This is a genomic window from Pseudomonas allokribbensis (assembly GCF_014863605.1).
In the GTDB taxonomy this organism is placed as follows: domain Bacteria; phylum Pseudomonadota; class Gammaproteobacteria; order Pseudomonadales; family Pseudomonadaceae; genus Aquipseudomonas; species Aquipseudomonas allokribbensis.
This window is the reverse complement of record NZ_CP062252.1, coordinates 5,258,160-5,274,691: the sequence shown is the minus strand read 5'-3', so window position 1 is coordinate 5,274,691 and position 16,532 is coordinate 5,258,160. Positions and strand designations below refer to the sequence as shown.

16 protein-coding genes are annotated in these 16,532 nt (G+C 62.1%); 4 read left to right on the top strand and 12 right to left on the bottom strand.

The features are described from left to right. Positions 1–13: 13 nt before the first annotated feature. Both IF199_RS24190 and IF199_RS24185 read left to right on the top strand, forming a co-directional pair. Positions 14–1,048: an alpha/beta fold hydrolase gene (locus tag IF199_RS24190; RefSeq protein ID WP_096818505.1), complete on the top strand. Its 1,035-nt coding sequence runs from the start codon at positions 14–16 to the stop codon at positions 1,046–1,048. Positions 1,049–1,098: 50 nt separating this feature from the next. Further along, positions 1,099–1,764, top strand: coding sequence for a DsbA family oxidoreductase (locus IF199_RS24185; RefSeq protein ID WP_192558891.1), 666 nt, complete (start codon positions 1,099–1,101; stop codon positions 1,762–1,764). A gap of 38 nt (positions 1,765–1,802) precedes the next feature. Here the strand turns inward: IF199_RS24185 and IF199_RS24180 are convergent, their stop codons facing one another. Genes IF199_RS24180 through IF199_RS24155 form a run of 6 tightly spaced genes read right to left on the bottom strand, consistent with a single transcriptional unit; the run spans position 1,803 to position 9,127 of the window. Further along, positions 1,803–3,191, bottom strand: coding sequence for a sigma-54-dependent transcriptional regulator (locus IF199_RS24180; protein ID WP_192558890.1), 1,389 nt, complete (start codon positions 3,189–3,191; stop codon positions 1,803–1,805). Then, the gene (locus tag IF199_RS24175; protein WP_192561000.1) at positions 3,181–4,953 is read right to left on the bottom strand and encodes a sensor histidine kinase; all 1,773 of its coding nucleotides are present in this window, start codon (positions 4,951–4,953) and stop codon (positions 3,181–3,183) included. The genes IF199_RS24180 and IF199_RS24175 overlap by 11 nt, the downstream gene beginning before the upstream one ends. Positions 4,954–4,962: 9 nt before the next feature. Further along, positions 4,963–6,090, bottom strand: coding sequence for a GNAT family N-acetyltransferase (locus IF199_RS24170; RefSeq protein WP_192558889.1), 1,128 nt, complete (start codon positions 6,088–6,090; stop codon positions 4,963–4,965). A 43-nt stretch (positions 6,091–6,133) separates the two neighbouring features. Beyond that, positions 6,134–7,015, bottom strand: a complete 882-nt coding sequence (locus IF199_RS24165; RefSeq protein ID WP_096818495.1) for an alpha/beta hydrolase — start codon at positions 7,013–7,015, stop codon at positions 6,134–6,136. Next, on the bottom strand, positions 7,012–8,406 hold the full coding sequence (locus tag IF199_RS24160) for an aspartate aminotransferase family protein (RefSeq protein ID WP_096818493.1): 1,395 nt from the start codon (positions 8,404–8,406) through the stop codon (positions 7,012–7,014). The genes IF199_RS24165 and IF199_RS24160 overlap by 4 nt, the downstream gene beginning before the upstream one ends. Then, a complete protein-coding gene (locus IF199_RS24155) occupies positions 8,399–9,127 on the bottom strand; it encodes an HAD-IB family phosphatase (RefSeq protein WP_096818663.1) in 729 nt (242 codons plus the stop codon). Before IF199_RS24155 ends, IF199_RS24160 begins: the two co-directional genes overlap by 8 nt. 218 nt (positions 9,128–9,345) lie before the next feature. Between IF199_RS24155 and IF199_RS24150 the strand changes: the two genes are divergently transcribed. Then, positions 9,346–10,107, top strand: a complete 762-nt coding sequence (locus IF199_RS24150) for a MipA/OmpV family protein (RefSeq protein ID WP_192558888.1) — start codon at positions 9,346–9,348, stop codon at positions 10,105–10,107. 67 nt (positions 10,108–10,174) lie between these two features. Further along, on the top strand, positions 10,175–11,041 hold the full coding sequence (locus IF199_RS24145) for a fatty acid desaturase family protein (protein WP_192558887.1): 867 nt from the start codon (positions 10,175–10,177) through the stop codon (positions 11,039–11,041). Between the two features lie 45 nt (positions 11,042–11,086). Here IF199_RS24145 and IF199_RS24140 read toward each other — a convergent pair whose 3' ends face one another. The 6 genes from IF199_RS24140 to aauS all read right to left on the bottom strand — a co-directional run bounded on the left by IF199_RS24140 (position 11,087) and on the right by aauS (position 16,493). Further along, positions 11,087–11,470: a DMT family transporter gene (locus IF199_RS24140; protein WP_373874115.1), complete on the bottom strand. Its 384-nt coding sequence runs from the start codon at positions 11,468–11,470 to the stop codon at positions 11,087–11,089. A 31-nt stretch (positions 11,471–11,501) separates the two neighbouring features. Continuing rightward, the gene (locus tag IF199_RS24135; RefSeq protein WP_085730163.1) at positions 11,502–11,876 is read right to left on the bottom strand and encodes a DMT family transporter; all 375 of its coding nucleotides are present in this window, start codon (positions 11,874–11,876) and stop codon (positions 11,502–11,504) included. After that, on the bottom strand, positions 11,873–12,793 hold the full coding sequence (locus IF199_RS24130; protein ID WP_192558886.1) for an arginase family protein: 921 nt from the start codon (positions 12,791–12,793) through the stop codon (positions 11,873–11,875). The genes IF199_RS24135 and IF199_RS24130 overlap by 4 nt, the downstream gene beginning before the upstream one ends. Positions 12,794–12,916: 123 nt before the next feature. Then, on the bottom strand, positions 12,917–13,246 hold the full coding sequence (locus IF199_RS24125) for a GlpM family protein (RefSeq protein WP_173861349.1): 330 nt from the start codon (positions 13,244–13,246) through the stop codon (positions 12,917–12,919). Positions 13,247–13,266: 20 nt separating this feature from the next. Further along, positions 13,267–14,595 (bottom strand): two-component response regulator AauR, encoded by a 1,329-nt coding sequence (gene aauR / locus IF199_RS24120; protein ID WP_096818480.1) that lies wholly within the window; start codon positions 14,593–14,595, stop codon positions 13,267–13,269. Continuing rightward, entirely contained in the window at positions 14,592–16,493 is a 1,902-nt protein-coding gene (aauS, locus tag IF199_RS24115) for a two-component sensor histidine kinase AauS (RefSeq protein WP_096818478.1), read from the bottom strand. Before aauS ends, aauR begins: the two co-directional genes overlap by 4 nt. Positions 16,494–16,532 lie beyond the last annotated feature (39 nt).

The window sequence follows — 16,532 nt, the reverse complement described above, 5'->3', positions numbered from 1 at the left end:
TTCGGTGTTTTTCATGTTCAAGGGATTTTTTGCAATCGCGGCGTTGTTGGCCGCGGTTTTTTTCGGGCAGGCGTCTTATGCGGCGTCGCGTTGCGACGTCAATGTACCGACCGAACGGGTCGATCTGGAGCAGGTGAGCCTGGCGTACCAGAGCATTGGTCGTGCGTCGGATCCGGCGTTGTTGCTGGTGATGGGGCTGGGCGGGCAGTTGATTCACTGGCCTGACGAAGTCGTGATTGCCCTGTGTCAGCAGGGATTTCGGGTGATTCGTTATGACAACCGCGATGTCGGTCTTTCGACCTGGCGCCAGGCGCCGGCCGAGGCCAACCTGACGTTTGAAGTGCTGCGTTACAAACTCGGTCTGCCGGTGGCGGCGCCCTACAGCCTGACCGACATGGCCGAGGATGCGCTGGGCCTGATGGACGCGTTGCACGTCGAGCAATTCCACGTGCTCGGCGCGAGCATGGGCGGGATGATCGCCCAGCACCTGGCGGCCATGGCGCCGCAACGGGTCGAGAGCCTGACGCTGATCATGACCAGCTCCGGTGCCGAAGGCCTGCCGGCACCGAGCGCGGCGTTGGTGCAGTTGCTGTCGCGACGCGGCGCACCCAATCGCGAAGTGGCGCTGGAACAACAGGCCGATCTGCTGGCGGCACTGGGCAGCCCGACGGTCACCGATGATCGTCAGATGCTGTTGCATCAGGCGGCGGTGTCCTATGACCGGGCGTTCAACCCCGAAGGCGTGAAGCGTCAGATCATGGCGATCCTTGCCGAGCCGAGCCGCGTGGCATTGCTCAATCAATTGCGGGTGCCGACGCTGGTGGTGCACGGCACGGCCGACCCATTGCTGCCGGTGATGCATGGCGTGCATCTGGCGGCGCACATTCGCGGCAGCCAGTTGAAGCTGATTCCGGGTCTGGCCCATCGTTTCCAGGAGGCGTTCAAGGCGCCGTTGCTGGCGGCGGTGTTGCCGTATTTGCAGCAACACCGTGAAGACACTTCGCACTGGGCGCAGATCGAACCGGTGACCGAGCGCAATCTGCTCTAGCGGGTGTATCGTGCAGGTCTTTGGCCACGATTGAACGCGCGAGGTGAGTCATGAGTTCTGCCCTGAAAATCGATTTTGTCAGCGACGTGTCCTGCCCGTGGTGCGTCGTCGGTCTGTACGGTTTGCTGCGGGCGCTGGAGATTTTGCGCAACGAGGTGCAGGCCGAGATCCGTTTCCAGCCGTTCGAGCTGAACCCGAAGATGGGGCCGGACGGGCAGAACATCGGCGAGCATATCCAGGAAAAATACGGATCGACCCCGGAGCAGTCACAGAAGAATCGTGAAGTGATCCGCTCCCGTGGGGCCGATGTCGGTTTCAGTTTTCGCACCGATTCGAACAGCCGCATCTACAACACCTTCGATGCTCATCGGCTGCTGCACTGGGCCGGGGAGGAGGGCTTGCAGTTGCCGTTGAAAGAGGCGCTGTTCAAGGCGTATTTCACTGATGGCGGCAACCCGTCCGATCACTCGCAACTGGCGCAGATTACCGAAAGCGTGGGTCTGGACCGACAGCGTGCCGAGGCGATTCTGGCATCCGACGAATTCGCCAGCGACGTGCGCAAGGAGGAGCAATTGTGGCTGTCGCGCGGCGTAAGCTCGGTGCCGACCGTGGTGTTCAACGGGCAATACGCGGTCAGTGGCGGGCAGCCGGTCGAGACCTTTGTCGGGGCGATCCGGCAGATCATGAGCGAGGCGAAGGGCGGCACGGTGAACTGATGCTGCGAGGGTTCCCGGGCATTGTCCGGGAACCGTGGCTAGCGGACGATCTTGTCCACGTGAATCCCCAGTTTCTTCAACCGATACCAGAAACTGCGCTCGGAAATCCCGATCAACTGCGCTGCCGCAGCCTGCACGCCGTTGCTCTGCGCCAGCGCGGCGAGGATGTAGGCTCTTTCCACCTCGGCCAGTGCCGCTTCCAGGTCGGCCGGCACGCTGCCTTCAGCGACCAGGGCGCCGGGCTCGGTCGGCTGTGAGGCAAACAGATAGGCCGGCAAGTCCTGCTCTTCAATCTCTGCGCCGGACGCCACGATGGTCGCGCGTTCGACGCAGTTCTGCAGTTCACGAATATTGCCCGGCCACGAGTAGCGGGCCATTGCCTGCAACGCTTCGGCACTGAAACCGCTAAAGCGCTTGCCCGCCGCGGCGCCCAGGGTGTGAGCGAAATGCCGGGCCAGCGGCGCGATGTCTTCGACCCGCTCACGCAGGGCCGGCAACGGAATCGGGAACACGTTGAGGCGGTAATACAGGTCTTCGCGAAACTCCTTGTTGGCCACCGCATCCAGCAGGTTCTTGTTGGTCGCGGCGATGACCCGCACATCGACCTTGCGCTCGCGCGGATCGCCCACCGGTTCGATGATGCGTTCTTGCAAGGCGCGCAGGATTTTCGCTTGCAGCGCCAGCGGCATTTCGCCGATTTCGTCGAGAAACAGCGTGCCCTTGTCCGCCTGCTGGAAACGCCCGACCCGGTCCGCCACCGCACCGGTGAACGCGCCTTTGCGGTGGCCGAACATTTCACTCTCCAGCAGCCCTTCCGGGATTGCCGCGCAGTTGACTGCGACAAACGGCTTGTCGGCGCGGTTGCCGTGCTTGTGGATGGCCCGGGCGACCATTTCCTTGCCGGTGCCGCTCTCGCCGGTCAGCAGGATGGTGGCGTTGCTTTCGCGCACCGAGTCGATCGCGCTCAGTACCCGACGAAAGCTCGGGCTGTCGCCGACCAGGCTGTCGATCTGCTGGTGTTCGTCGAGTTCGGCGCGCATGCGCTGGTTGTCTTTGAGGATGTCGCGAAATTGCAGGGCCTTGCTGACGGTGATGTCCAGCTCATCGATATCGAAGGGCTTGGCGATGTAGTCGAAGGCGCCGTTGCGCATCGACTGCACGGCGTTTTTCACCGTGCTGTAGGCGGTCATGACGATCACCGGCAACTGCGGGAAACGGTTTTTGATTTCCGCCAGCAGTTGCGGGCCGTCCATGCCGGGCATGCGCCAGTCGCTGATCACCAGATCGATGTCTTCGGTTTCCAGCACCTTGAGCGCGTGCAGGCCGTTGCCGGCGGTGAACACCACAATGTCGTTCTGACTCAAGGCCGATGCCAGCAAGTCGCAGAGCTTGGGCTCGTCGTCGACCACCAGTACGTTATGCGTCATCGCTGTCCTCGTCGAAATCTTCACCGTTGGCCGGAATGTACAGGCTGAACGTGGCCCCGGCATCTTTTTCGCTGACGCATTCGATGCGCCCGTCATGGCTTTCCATGATCGAGAACACCTTGGCCAGGCCGAGCCCGGTGCCGGACGCCTTGGTGGTGACGAACGGCGTGAAGATCCGCTCGAGCATATCGGCTTCGATGCCCTGGCCCGTGTCGCTGACGCTGATGACCGTATTGTGCTTATCGCTGTGGATGCCCAGGGTCAGGCGACCGCCGTCGGGCATGGCGTCGATGGCGTTGACGATCAGGTTCAGGCCCGCCTGTTTGAGTTGCCGGGCATCGGCATACAGGGTGGCGGTGGGGGCGCGGTCGTCGATCCGCACATCGATATTGTGGCTGGCCAGTTCCGGGGCGCAGAAGCCCACCAGCTCATCCACCAGCGGCCGCGCCAGTTGGGTCGAGCGTAGCGGCGCGCTGGGCTTGGCGAAGTCGAGAAATTCGGTGATCAGGTCGTTGATGCGGCTGACCTCGCTGACCACGTATTCCAGATGACGCTTGTCGGTCTCCGGCAGGTCGGCGCGTCGGTGCAGCAGTTGCGTGGCGGTCTTGATGATGCCCAGCGGGTTGCGGATTTCATGGGCCAGGCCCATCGCGACTTCACCCAGCGCATGCAAGCGGTCGCGGCGTCGCAGTTGCGATTCCAGGTGTTGCAACTCGCCGAGGCGTTCGCTCATGTGGTTGAAGGTGCTGCTCAGTTCCGCCAGTTCATCGCCGCCGGTGACGGGCAGGCGCTGACGGTAGTCCCCGGCGATCACCGCTTGCACGCCTTTGGCCAGGCCGCGCAGCGGCATGGTCAGGCGCTGGGATACCAGCCAGCCCACCGCGAGCGAAGCCGCCGAGCTGAGGATGAAGATCAGGATGAACAGGTTGCTCTGGTTCACCAGCCCGACCAGTGTCGTGTGGCGCAGCAGACCGCTGAATACCACGCCTTGCAGTTCACCGTTTTCGTTGAGAATCGGTCGGTAGATGCCGCTGTAGCGGTTGGTCGACTGCTCGATCGGCAACTTGGTGCTGCGCAGTTGGTCCTCGATTTTTGCAGGCACGATCGCCGGGTGATCTTCAAAACGCTGAGTGGAAAAGATTTCCGAGAAGTCGGCGTCCTTGGCCAGGTACAGGCGCAGATCCAGAGAGTGCACGTCGGCGACGCTGGTGAGGAAACTGTTATCGAGATAGGTCACGACAATCAGTTTGTAGTCGGTGCCGTCCTGATCGCTTTCGAAGGTTGAAACCACGGCGCCGGTCGCCACGCCGCCGACCTGCAGAGTCTGCAGCACGGCTTTGGGCGCGGTGCTGATTTGCCGCACGATGTCATCGGCGGCAGTGCTGAATACCACTTTGTGATCGCTATTGCGCACCAGGGCGACCACGTCGATGCCCATGGAGTCAGCGATGTCAGCGGTGAGCTTGTCGCGTCTGGACGACTGCCGGTCCGTGGGCGGGCGGGTATAGCGCAGGAACAACTGTGCGACGCGGGCGTTGTCGCGCACGATCTCGCGAATCTCGTCCTCGACGATCTTGGTCGATTCCTGCAGCCAGATCCGCACGTTGCTGTCGAAAATCTGCGACAGGGTGGTGGCCGCCAGTTCCGCGGCGATCATGGTCGGGATCACGCTGACCAGCCAGAACGCCAGCACCAGTTTGCGTTGCAGGCTCCAGCCGGAGAGGGCGAAGGGTCGGGCGGTGGCGCGTCGGTCGTTGATCATCATGCTCGCTTATTGTTGTTCGCTTATCGCAGTCGCCATGGCCGGGTCGGTACGATCCGGGCGGATGAATAACTTCACCAGCCGCAGCAGTTGATTGAGCACGGGATGGCGGTGGCGGAAAAACACGGTGTTGCCGACGAACGAGCAACCCAGGCGCAGCTTACTGGCATAACCGGCCTGGCCGCACGCGTAGATCGGGATGCGGTGTTCAATACAGTAGCCGACATTGGCCAGCCAGCTGCGCATGTACAGTTTGTGCTCGCGGGTCCGGGCCAGATCGTGGGCAAAAAACTTGTCCACCAGCCTTTGCTCGTCCAGCAGCACCAGGTTGAACGCTACCAGCTCATCGCCGACCCAGTACAAAACGCAGGCGGCACGTTCGTCGAGGTGTTCCAGCACCTGGCGAAAGTACGCAGCCGGCAGGCACTCGAACGTCAGGTCGCTGCGGGCCAGGGTCGCTTCGTACAGACGCATCATGGTCGGCAGCAGGTCGTCGACCGAGCGCCGCCATTCGATGCGCGGGCCCGAACCACGCAGGGTCCGGCGCAAGTCCTTGCGGGTGGATTTGCCCAGGGTGCCGAGGTAGGCGTCGACCGATGCGAAGGTGATCGGCAGCTCGGCACCGGGCAACCCCGGCATGCTCTGCAACCCGGCCTCGCGACAGGCCTGGAGCCATTGCGGGTTGCGATGGGAAGCATCCTTGACGGCCAGCAGGCCGATTCCGGCCTGGTCCGCGTCCTCGCGAGCCAGTTTCAGCAGGCGCGCGAACAGGTCAGGCCAGCGGGTCGGATCAATAGACGGGAGGGTGCCGACGTGGCACTGCTCCGCCACCGGCGAACCGAGGGCGTACAGGCGGATGTCGAACAGCCCCGGCCAGCAACTGCGCAGCCATTGGCTCAAGCGTTTGCCGGTGCCCTGCAGGGTGGTGTCGAGCGAATAGGCGGTCGTGAAGGCCACGACCGCCGCAATCAGGTGGTTGTCTTCAAACAGCGCCAGGTAGCGCCACTGGAAGCCGTCGATGCCGGCCTGTTCAACGGCGCGATAATAGGCCCAGTCTTCGAGCTCCTCGGGAAAGCAGGCATTCCATGCGTCGCGATCAATCGCTTCGATGGTTGAAAAGGCTTGGGCCGTGATCACGTCGTTTCCTTAACCGGCAAGGCGTATCGTTTTTGCAGTCGACTCACGCCCGCTGCCGGTATTCCTCGGCCGGCAGGGAGGGAGCGGTGAGCGGCAGGTCGGTGCGGTGGTTCTGGATGAATTGCACACTCAGTTCCACGACGCGTCGGTACTGCAGGTCGACCGTGATCATGTGATAGCAGTCGTCCAGCAGGATCTTCACCACTTCGCCACCGAGCTTGCGTTCCACGTAGTCGGCGTTCCAGCGGCTGGTGATGTCGTCCTCGATGGAGTGCAGCACCAGGGCCGGCACCGTGATGGAAGGCATGCGTTTGCGCACCACGGCGTTCATCCGATGCAGTTCGCGCACGGTCACGCCCTCCATGGTCAGCAGGCCGGCCTCACTGCTGTGGCCTTCCTTCATCTGCCGTTCGACGATGGCCCGAAGGCGTTCATTCTTGATGCCGTAGGGTGGTTTCTCCTCGAACTTGCAGATGTGCACGCCGAACGGGATTTTCATCAGCAACGGCGTCAGGAACGCCAGTTTGTGGATGCTCCAGCCGTCGTATTTCAGGGTCGTGGAATACATCAGCAACCCGGCCACCTGGCCCGGATGCTCGGACGCCACGTACATCGACATCACCGCACCCATCGACAGGCCGCCGACAAACACTTTGCTGTGCTGGCGACGGATGCCGACGAAGGTTTTGCGCACGCCTTCGTACCAGTCGCGCCAGCCGGTGGCCTGCAAATCGGCATTGCCGCCACAGTGCCCGGCCAGGGTCGGCACGTACACCGTGCAACCGGCCTTGGCCAGTCCCACGGCGACCCGACGCAACTCCGTCGGGGTGCCGGTGAGGCCGTGGATCAACAACACCGCGACCTCCCCTGTGCCGAGAACGAAACCGGCGTCGCCTTCGCCCAGATCGATCCCGGCAGCGTTCATCGTTTCATCGCCCGGGCCAGCAGACGGTCGAGCAGGGCGATGCCCAGGTCGATTTCCGGGTAGCTGATTTCCAGCGATGGCGCGAGGGTGATCACGTTCTTGTAGTAGCCGCCCACGTCGAGGATCAGGCCCAGTTTGCGGCCGTCGATCTCGATGTCGCCTTTCATGCCTTCTTCGACCATGAAGTCCAGGGTGGCCTTGTCCGGAGTGAAACCGTCCGGGCCGCAGATTTCGCAGCGCAGGGCCAGGCCCAGGCCATCGACGTCGCCGATGATCGGGTAGCGTTTCTGCAGGTCCTGCAGGCCTTCAAGGAAGTATTTGCCCTTGGCCATGACCATCGCGCCGTAGTCGACTTCGCTGGTCATCTTGAACATTTCCAGGCCCACGGCGGTGCCCAGCGGGTTGGAGGCGAAGGTGGAGTGGGTCGAGCCTGGCGGGAAGACTTTCGGGTTGATCAGTTCTTCCTTGGCCCAGATGCCGCCCAGCGGGTTGAGGCCGTTGGTCAGTGCCTTGCCGAAGACGATCACGTCCGGTTTGACGTCGAAGTGTTCGATCGACCACAGCTTGCCGGTGCGATAGAAGCCCATCTGGATTTCGTCGACCACCATCAGGATGCCGTGCTGGTCCAGCACATGCTTGAGTTCGCTGTAGAAGTTCATCGGTGGAATCACGTAGCCGCCGGTGCCCTGGATCGGCTCGACGTAGAACGCTGCGTATTCGCTCTGGCCGACTTTCGGGTCCCAGACACCGTTGTATTCAGTTTCGAACAGACGGGCGAACTGCTGCACGCAGTGGCTGCCGTACTCTTCCTTGGTCATGCCTTTCGGGCCGCGGAAGTGGTACGGGAACGGGATGAAGTTGGCGCGTTCGCCGAAGTGGCCGTAGCGGCGGCGATAGCGGTAGCTGGAGGTGATCGACGAGGCGCCGAGGGTACGACCGTGGTAACCGCCCTCGAAGGCGAACATCAGGCTTTTGCCGTTGCTGGCGTTACGCACGACTTTCAGCGAGTCCTCGATGGACTGCGAACCGCCGACGTTGAAGTGCACGCGACCGTCGAGGCCGAACTTCTTCTTGGCGTCCACGGCGATCATTTCCGAGAGCTCGATCTTGCCTTTGTGCAGGTATTGGCTGGCGATCTGCGGCAGGGTGTCGATTTGCTGTTTCAGCGCGTTGTTCAGGCGCGGGTTGGCGTAACCGAAGTTGACCGCCGAGTACCACATTTGCAGGTCGAGGTAGGCCTGGTCTTCGGTGTCCCAGACGTAGGAGCCTTCGCAGCGGCTGAAAATGCGCGGCGGTTCGATGTAGTGAACGGTGTCGCCGTAGGAGCAGTACTTGGCTTCTTTTTCCAGAAGAATCTGGTCTTCCGCAGTAGCAATTCGAATATCAGACATGGTGGAAGAGTTCCTGTGTTTCTGTATTGAAAGTTTCCGAGTTGAAAGCTTCGGCATTGAAAGAGGTGGCGTTGGCGGCGCTGGCCTTTGGCAGCAGGGCCAGCAGCGCCGGCAGTTCAGCGAAGCTGTCGAAGCGGGCGTAAGGGATCGCGTTGCGTTCGCAGTATTCGGCGAGGCGACCCTTGGCGAAGACGAAGTCGGCGGTGGACGACACGCACATGTCGGACTGGCCGTCGCCGATCACCAGCACCCGTTTGTTGCCGGGCGTGGATTTGCATTTGCAGTTGCCGGAGGCCGCGCGGCAGGCATCGCTGGAATACGGAAAGTCGATGCGCCAGCTTTCGTGATCCAGCTGTCGCAGGCGGTTGGCGAGGATCGGCAGCAGGGTCACGTAGTTGCGCGAAAGAATCCGCGCGATGCCTTGTTCGATGCCGTCGCTGACCACTTCGAACGATGCGCCCAGGCCGATGGCGTGGTCGACGAAGTCGGGAAAGTCCGGATCGATTTCGATGCTGTCGAAGAATTCCAGCAATTGGCCGGGCGTGGCCTTGACCAGCGAGAGCTGGCGGCTGAGGCATTCACGGGAACCGATTTCACCGGCCAGCCACTGGTTTTCGATCACTTCCCAACTCGGGTCGGCGAAGCGTTCGAGAATGCTGTCGATCACGTCGGTGCGGGTGATGGTCCCGTCGAAATCACACACGATATGCCAGTCAATCATCTGCATTACCTATTGGTCAGAGCGCGTTGTGTGCGCTTGCCGAGGGGTAGAGCAGGGACTGTGCCAAGTGCTTCGGCCCCCTTGTTGGCGGGGCTGATGAGGTGCTTTGGCGATTCGAAGCTACAATTTTTGTAGCTTGCTACAAACAACATGAGTGCTTGCGCGGTGGGCGGCATCCGGGGATTGATGCGCGCATGTTCAATTAAAGGAATGGCCTCATGAAGAGGAAGACACTGCTTTTACTGGTGGCGCTGAGCGCTTTTTCAGCAGGCGCAATGGCGCAGGGGATTACCGGGGAGGCGGGCGTGGGCCTGGGTTATCAGCCTCATGATCCCAGCGGCAGCCGTTATGAAACCCGGCCGATACCGTATCTCGATCTGGACTGGGGCGATGTCAGCCTCAGCACCGACGATGGCCTGACCTGGAGCGCCTTGAAGGCCAACGGTTTCAGCGCCGGTCCGTATGTGAATTACCTGCCCGGCCGTACCTCCAACGGCGAATTGCGCGGGTTGCGCGATGTGCCCGACATGGCCGAGGCCGGTGGTTTCGTGCAGTACGCCCCGGCCGACTTCTGGCGGGTGTTCGCGTCCGTTGGCCAGGCCATCGGCGGTGGCGGCGGGCAGGGCGGCGTGCTCGGTCGGGTCGGTGGCGAGATCGGCTATCCACTGGGCGGCGGCGTGATCGGCAGCAGCAATCTGACCGCGCATTTCGCCAATGCCCGGCAAAACAACACGTTCTTCGGTGTCAGCGACAAGGAGGCCCTGGCCTCCGGCATCCGTGCGTACAACGCCGGCGGCGGCTTGCAGAATATTGCGCTGACCCAGAGTTTCGAGTTCCCTATCGCGCCTCAATGGTCGCTGGTGGCCAGCGCCAGCTGGATTCACCTGACGAACTCGGCGGCCGACAGCAGCATTGTCAAAAGCGTCGGCGATACCAATCAGGGCGAGGTGCAGATGGCGATCGCCTATAAATTCAAGTGAGCCAGGCGGGAACTGGTCTGGCCTTTGCAGACAGCCGTGTCGAACCCATTGTTTCAGGATGTTCTTCATGGCTCGCCCTGTTTATCGTCTGCTGGCTCACTCGCTGTGGGACCTGATTCCCATCGCCCTCGGCCTGGCCCATTTCGCTTTTGTCGTGTGGCTGGTCACAGCCTTTCATGCGCTGTCCTGGTGGGCGTTGCTGCCTTTGGCGCTGGGCTATGCGGTGAGCCTGTCGTGGAGCATCAACAGCATTTCCCACAACCAGATCCACAACGCCTACTTCACGCCGGCGTGGCTCAACCGCGCTTTTGACCTGCTGTTGTCGGTGACCATCGGTTTCTCCCAGACCCTCTACCGCGACATCCACAACCGCCATCACCGGGGTAATTCGGACCGGCCGGGGGCGGATGGCAAGACCATCGATCCGCTGTCGATCTACCAGCGGGGCAAGGACGGCCAGCCCGAGAATCCCTGGGCCTACACCTTTTTGAGTTTCTTTCGCGATGATCCCAAGCCGATCTACGACGAGATGCGTCGCAAGCGTCCCGACGATGCGCGCTGGGTCAAAGTGGAGATCGGCGTGACAGTGGCGTTTTACCTGGGGTTGGCTGCGTATGACTGGCGGGCGGTGCTGGTGTTGTTGCCGTTCTGGTATCTGGGTCAGGCGCTGTCATCGCTCAACGGCTACTACGAGCATTTTGGCGGCAACCCGGATTCGCCGATTGCCTGGGGCGTCAGCGCCTACAGCCCGCTCTACAACTTGTTGTGGATGAACAACGGCTATCACGCCGAGCATCACTATCGGCCGAAAATGCATTGGACCCGGGTCAAGGTGTTTCACCGGGAGATTGGCGAGCAGCAGCGGGAGGCGGGGGTGAAGGACATTCCGGTGGCCCATGGCCTCGGGTTTCTGGTGGCTCATCGCAAGGATTGAACCGTACATAACGTGGGAGCCTGCTGGCTCCCACTGTCGACTTCCTCAGTTTTCCTCGCCCTCGGCCAGCAGCGCAATGCCGCCCATGATCACGGCCACACCCACCCAGTGCAGCACGCTGATCTGCTCACCCAGCCCCAGCCACGACCCCAGCAGCACGCCGACGAACACCAGCGAACTGAGTGGAAACGCCAGGGACAGGCTGCTGCGTCGCAGAATCAGCATCCAGACAAAGAACGCACCGATGTAACAGGCAATCGCCAACAGCACACCGGGTGCCTGAGCGACGTTGAGCAGCCATTGCAGGGTGAAGTCCATTTGCCCCAGTTGATCGCCGCCGACCTTGGTCGCGATCTGCCCACCACTTTCCAGAATAATCAGCAACGCCCAGAGCACCACGGTGCCGAGACGGCCGTGAAGCCAATCCATCGAGCCATTCCTTTTGAGTATCAGTTGAGAATCAGGCATGGCCGACACACACGAGCATCACGCCCGCCGTAATCACCAGTGTGCCCATCCAGCGACGGCGGCTGACGGTCTCGCCAAGGAACAGCTTGCCGGCCAGCACCACGCCGCAATACGCCAGCGCGGCGGCGGGAAACAACAGGCTCAGCGGCGCCCGGGACAGCGCTTCGAGCCAGACGAAAAACTCGATCACGTAGGCGCCGATCCCGCACCACAGCAGCGGTGCGTTGAACACCTGCCCCCAGAACGCCCCCAGCCGAAAACCGCCCTCAAGCTCAGGCAAACGGTCCAGGCCGAGTTTGAAACAGAGCTGGCCGATCACGTCGAGCACGATGGAAAACGCCACCAGCAAAATCACGGTCAAGGTCATGGGAACAGCTCCTCGAACAACTCGATCAACGCTTGATTGGTCGCCGAGTTGCGTAGCAGATCGGTTTCGCTCCAGCGCTCGGCCGGCGGCTGGTCGGACTTGGCTTCCCAGCGTTTGAACGCGTTGCTGAAGGCCGGGCGGGCGAACTCGCCACAGATGTCGATGCCGATGATGCGTTTGCTGGCGGCCAGGCTGCGGATCGCCTGGAGCAAGTGGCTCAGGCGCATCTGGCCCTGATCCCAATTGGTCGCGGCGTCTTCGCTGGCCAGTACGTCCTTGTCGATGGTGATCCACACGGCTTTGGTAGGAAGGCTGGCGATCATCCGCTCGAGAAACGCCGTCCAGTCCTGATCGGCCAGGTTGTGCCAGTGCAGCAGGTTTTCCTGTTGCTGATGACCGGCGCCATCGCCGACCCGGCCCCAGACTTTCGACGGCGGGTGCTGCCACGGGAACAGCTGCAACACACCGCGTTTCAGGGCACCGAGATTGCCGCCCTTGATCTGAGGATTTTGCAGATCGTCGCTGCACGGACCGAGGGTGACGATACGTTCGATGTTTGGCAGTTTCAGGGCCTGATTGACCCACGAGCCGCAGTGGCGACGGGGGGCAAAGTGAACCCAGTCGGGATGATTGTCGAAGTGGATCAGGCTTACCGGCTCGGGCAGGTCAGTCAGGAAGGCCGGCGTCAGATGGTGATAGTCGCCGGAGCCGACGAAGAAGATTTCCGGTGCAGGGCCGCTGTGCCGGGGCCGCTCACGCAGGCGTTCGGTAAAGCGGCGAAAGGTCCGTTCGCTGGACCAGAGCCGCAGTTTCGGGCCGAGGTCGAGCAGGTCCAGGCGTTGGGCGCGGCCGCTGTCGAGCAGCTGCATGATGGACGCCTGGCCGGTCAGGCTGTGGTCGAGATCTAAAATGTTCAAGGTCGCAATTCACCCTTGGCAGACCCTCCCAGACACCGGCCTCATCGAACATGAGCGCCGGCCGGGCGGGCTTTCGGGGGTAAATGCAAGGGACGGGCCAGGCCCTCTCCCATACGGCGGCCGTCAGGCGTGCAGACGTACCCAGACGCTGACCAGTACCGTCGCCGCCATCAGCCACGCGACAGCCGCCACGGCCAGTGAAGCTTCCAGACGCATCCGGTCAACCATCACGTACAGCGTCGCCAGGTACACGAAGTACGGAATGATCGACCACATGCCGAACACGATGGTGGTCTTCAGGTCGTCGACCGAGCGTCCCTTGCCGACGATGTAATGGGCGATCAGGGCGAAGGTCGGAAACAGCGGCACCAGGCCGGCGATGTAGTAGTTTTTGGTCTTGGCCAGCATGGCGAGGATCACCACCACCGCCGCACCGATCATTGCCTTGAAAATCAGATCCACATCGTTCTCGCTTAATGGCTCAGGCCGTATTTTTTCACTTTGTCGAACAGCGTGGTCTTGGCCATGCCCAGTTCGAGGCTGGCCTGGGTCAGGTTGCCGCCGCTGCGTTGCAAGGCATCGCTGAGCAGGTTGCGTTCGAACGCTTCGACCGCTTCGGCGAACGCCAGGCCCTGGCCGCCACTGCCGGCACCGGACTTCTTGAACGCCGGCAAACCAAGCGCGAAGCGTTCGGCGACGTTGCGCAATTCACGCACGTTGCCCGGCCAGTCGTGGCTCATCAGGCTGGACAGGGTCTGGTTGTCCAGCTCCGGCAGCGCGCGGTCGAAGCGCAGGGCCGATTGCTGGGTGAAGTGTTCGAACAGTTGCAGAATGTCTTCGCGGCGCTCGCGCAGGGGCGGCAGCTCCAGCGTCACCACGTTGAGGCGGTAGTACAAGTCGCTGCGGAATTCACCGGCCTTGCTCGATTCGTCGAGATCCGACTTGGTCGCCGCGATCACCCGGCAATCCACCGCCACGCTCTGGTTCGAACCGAGGCGTTCGAGGGTGCGTTCCTGCAACACCCGCAGCAGTTTGATCTGCAGTGGCAGCGGCATGCTTTCCACTTCATCGAGGAACAGCGTGCCGCCGTCGGCGTGTTCGATCTTGCCGATCCGCCGCTTGCCGGCGCCGGTGAAGGCGTTGGCCTCGTGGCCGAAGATTTCGCTTTCGAACAGGTTTTCCGGCAGGCCGCCGCAGTTCAGCGCGACGAATTGTTTGGTGTGGCGGCGACTGAAGTCGTGCAGGCAACGGGCGACCAGTTCCTTGCCAGTACCGGTTTCGCCTTCGATCAACACGTTGGCCGAGGTGTCGGCGACATTGGCGATCAGTTCGCGCAGGTTCTGCATCGCAGGCGAGCGACCGATGATCCGTCCTTCAAGGGAGTCGCGCTCGGCCAGTTGCCGACGCAGGGATGTGACTTCGCGAGCCAGGCTGCGTTGCTCCAGCGCACGCCGGGCGACGTCCACCAGCCGTTCCGGGGAGAACGGTTTTTCCATGAAGTCGTAGGCGCCTTTCTGCATCGCGCCGACCGCCATGGAGATGTCGCCGTGACCGGTGATCAGCACCACCGGCAGGCTGCGGTCGCGTTGCTTGAGACGGGTCAACAGTTCCAGGCCATCGATGCCGGGCAGGCGAATGTCACTGATGACGATGCCGGCGAAATTGTCGCCGACCCGCTCCAGCGCTTCTTCGGCACTGCCGACGCCGATGCAGGGAATGTCTTCCAGGGTCAGGGCCTGCTGGCAGCCGAGCAGCACATGGGGATCGTCTTCGACGATCAGCACACTAAGGTCGTTGTTCATATTGGCTCGGCAGGAGTAGGGCTTACCAACGGTAAACTGAGGACGAAGGTGGTACCACCGCTGGCCGGGTGTTCGACACCCAGGTGTCCGCCGGTGGCGGCGGCCAGGCTGGCGGAGAGAGTCAGGCCGAGGCCCAGACCCTGTTCGCCGGGTTTGGTGGTGAAGAACGGCTCGAACAGATGCTTGCGCGCTTCGGCGTCGATACCGTGGCCGTTGTCGCGTACTCGCAGGCGATATTTGCCGTCGAATTCTTCGCCCTCCAGCCACAGCTCCGGCAGCGGTTGTGCCTGCATGGCGTCGAGGGCGTTGCCGATCAGGTTGACCAGAATCTGCTCCAGCCGTGTCTGGTCGATTTGCACTTGCTCATCAATGAACTGACGATGCACTTGCAGGGCGGCTTTTTCGACACGGGCACCGAGTACTTGCAGCGCGGCGTCCACGGCTTTACCGAGGCTGGCGCGACCCTTGTCGTCGCCGCGCCGGGCGAACGAGCGCAGGCTGGCGGTGATCCGGCCCATGCGGTCGATCAGGTCATTGATGGTTTTCAGGTTGGTGCTGGCGACGTCGAGCTGACCACGTTCCAGAAAGCGAATCGTATTGCCGGACAAGGTGCGCATCGCTGCCAGTGGCTGGTTCAGTTCGTGGGCAATGCTGGTGGACATCTGGCCGATGGCCGCGAGTTTACCGGCCTGCACCAGTTCGTCCTGGGCACGGCGCAAGGTTTCTTCGGCCTGACGGCGTTCGCGGATCTGACTCTTGAGCCGGTCATTGCTGGCGCGCAGGTCGGCGGTGCGTTCGGTAATCCGACGCTCCAGCTGATTGTTGGCTTCCTGCAGGGCTTCCCGGGCGGCGAGGCGGGTGGCGATGACCTTGCGGCGCTCGTTCCAGGCGATCAGCAGAAAGGCAACGAGGGCGAAGGCGACCGCCACCAGAATCCCCTGATTGATCGCTTCGCGCCGCAGGTCCTGCAACGGTGTGAGCAGGGTGAAATTCCACGGTGTGTCGCTCAGCGGCCGGGTTTGCGCCAGGTAACTGATGTTTTCCTCGTCGGCATCGACTTCGCTGTTGGCCGGGAAGGTCAGTTTTTCCACGCCTTCGGCCAGGGTTTCCCGGGCCAGCGGTTGCAGTTCGTTGAGCGGGAACCAGTAGTACTGGAGGCTGCGGGCGAGTTTTTCCTTGGTCTCGTCGCTCAATGGCACCACGGATTTCAGGCGGCGGGCCGGATCGCTGGAGAGAATGATGATGCCGTTCTCGTCACTGACGAAGGCTTCCAGGCGCGCCCGTTGCCAGCGCTCTTCCATGGCTTCCAGGCGCACTTTGACCACCGCGACGCCAATGATCTTGCCGTGTTCTTCCAGGCCGTGGGCCAGGTAATAGCCGGGTTCGCCGTTGGTGCTGCCGATCCCGTAGAAACGTCCGGGCTGGCCGCGGATGGCGTGCTGGAAATAGGCGCGGAACGACAGGTCTTCGCCGAGGTAGCTGTCGACATCGCGCCAGTTGCTGGTGGCCATGACGCGGCCGGTGGTGTCCATGACGTAGATGGCCCGACTGCGGCTGCGCCGGTTCAGGCCTTCCAGGTAATCGTTGACCGTTTGCCGGTGCTCCGGGGTCGGGTCGTCCAGCAACTGCGAAACGCTCGATTCGAGTTCCAGCAGGCTGGGCAGGTAGGTGTATTTGCTGATTTCGCTTTCGACGGCACGGGCGTTCAGTTCGAGCTGACGCTGGCCGTTTTCGCTGAGGCTGCGAATGCCGAAGTGTTCACTGATCCAGAAGCCGGCGTAACCCAGTCCGACCATCAAAATGATGACCAGCGGCGGCAGGAACAAATGGCGGATCAGACGGGGTTTCACGGCAAGTGATGGCGTGGTTGCGCGATAGAGATTGGGGTCGCATTTCATCACAGATGCCTTGGGTCAACCACCCGGATTCCCCGACAG

Bases quoted from the DNA above. Each gene is read 5' to 3' on its own strand.
- IF199_RS24190 (WP_096818505.1), top strand. From the start codon at position 14: ATGTTCAAGGGATTTTTTGCAATCGCGGCGTTGTTGGCCGCGGTTTTT.
- IF199_RS24185 (WP_192558891.1), top strand. From the start codon at position 1,099: ATGAGTTCTGCCCTGAAAATCGATTTTGTCAGCGACGTGTCCTGCCCG.
- IF199_RS24180 (WP_192558890.1), bottom strand. From the start codon at position 3,191: ATGACGCATAACGTACTGGTGGTCGACGACGAGCCCAAGCTCTGCGAC.
- IF199_RS24175 (WP_192561000.1), bottom strand. From the start codon at position 4,953: ATGATCAACGACCGACGCGCCACCGCCCGACCCTTCGCCCTCTCCGGC.
- IF199_RS24165 (WP_096818495.1), bottom strand. From the start codon at position 7,015: ATGAACGCTGCCGGGATCGATCTGGGCGAAGGCGACGCCGGTTTCGTT.
- IF199_RS24160 (WP_096818493.1), bottom strand. From the start codon at position 8,406: ATGTCTGATATTCGAATTGCTACTGCGGAAGACCAGATTCTTCTGGAA.
- IF199_RS24155 (WP_096818663.1), bottom strand. From the start codon at position 9,127: ATGATTGACTGGCATATCGTGTGTGATTTCGACGGGACCATCACCCGC.
- IF199_RS24150 (WP_192558888.1), top strand. From the start codon at position 9,346: ATGAAGAGGAAGACACTGCTTTTACTGGTGGCGCTGAGCGCTTTTTCA.
- IF199_RS24145 (WP_192558887.1), top strand. From the start codon at position 10,175: ATGGCTCGCCCTGTTTATCGTCTGCTGGCTCACTCGCTGTGGGACCTG.
- IF199_RS24140 (WP_373874115.1), bottom strand. From the start codon at position 11,470: ATGGATTGGCTTCACGGCCGTCTCGGCACCGTGGTGCTCTGGGCGTTG.
- IF199_RS24135 (WP_085730163.1), bottom strand. From the start codon at position 11,876: ATGACCTTGACCGTGATTTTGCTGGTGGCGTTTTCCATCGTGCTCGAC.
- aauR (WP_096818480.1), bottom strand. From the start codon at position 14,595: ATGAACAACGACCTTAGTGTGCTGATCGTCGAAGACGATCCCCATGTG.
- aauS (WP_096818478.1), bottom strand. From the start codon at position 16,493: ATGAAATGCGACCCCAATCTCTATCGCGCAACCACGCCATCACTTGCC.